The organism is Streptomyces sp. P17, assembly GCF_032436805.1.
GTDB lineage: Bacteria > Actinomycetota > Actinomycetes > Streptomycetales > Streptomycetaceae > Streptomyces.
The window spans coordinates 1-273 of sequence record NZ_JAVRBF010000797.1 but is presented as its reverse complement, the minus strand read 5'-3'; the positions used below and the strand labels follow the sequence as shown (position 1 = coordinate 273).

Below are 273 nucleotides of genomic sequence, written 5' to 3'. Positions count from 1 at the left end.
CGCAGAGGTGGCGGCGCTGGCCACCGGCCCCCTGCCCAGCCTCGACCGGCTGATCGAGGCGCGCATCGCCCTCGATCAGGCGGCGCTGGACCTGAGCCGAAGCGCCGAGGGCCTTTACGCCGCGGCGGATGTGGTCAGCAATGCCACGACCGCGCTGATGCAGGCGGAAGAGCTTCTGGCGCCGCCGAGCGAGGAAGCAGCGCCACCCGGCCTTCCCGCCGAAAGTCCCGACAGCGCCAGATCCGGCGGGCTGGTGTCGCGGGGCAGCATGTC

1 protein-coding gene is annotated in these 273 nt (G+C 72.9%); it reads left to right on the top strand.

The window, feature by feature from the left end; all coding sequences use genetic code 11:
• The coding region (locus tag RMT89_RS42995; protein ID WP_315889196.1) for a hypothetical protein at nt 1-273 on the top strand (273 nt) is incomplete at both ends.